This is a genomic window from Leifsonia sp. HAY1-4F (assembly GCF_056755275.1).
In genome coordinates, this window is sequence record NZ_JBNDHX010000391.1 from 1 (window position 1) to 256 (window position 256).

Annotated in this window: 1 pseudogene; it reads right to left on the reverse strand. The window is 67.2% G+C overall.

Annotated features, from left to right (window positions below):
- Window positions 1-74: 74 nt before the first annotated feature.
- Window positions 75-256 (reverse strand): annotated as a pseudogene (locus ACPYOG_RS19915) (hypothetical protein); the annotation flags it as partial.

The window sequence follows — 256 nt, forward strand, 5'->3', positions numbered from 1 at the left end:
CTCTCCGTCGTCGGCAGCGTCAGATGTGTATAAGAGACAGACTGGGGCTGGGGCAGCGCAGCGGCGCTCGCCTGCTACATCATCGGCGGCATCGGCATCGTCGCGTTCGTCATCATCGAGATCGCGATGAAGGACGACGCGCTATCCCTGTCTCTTATACACATCTCCGAGCCCACGAGACACTCGCTAATCTGGGGGGGGGGGCTTTTCTTGGGGGGGGGGGGGGGGGGGGGGGGGGGGGGGGGGGGGGGGGGGG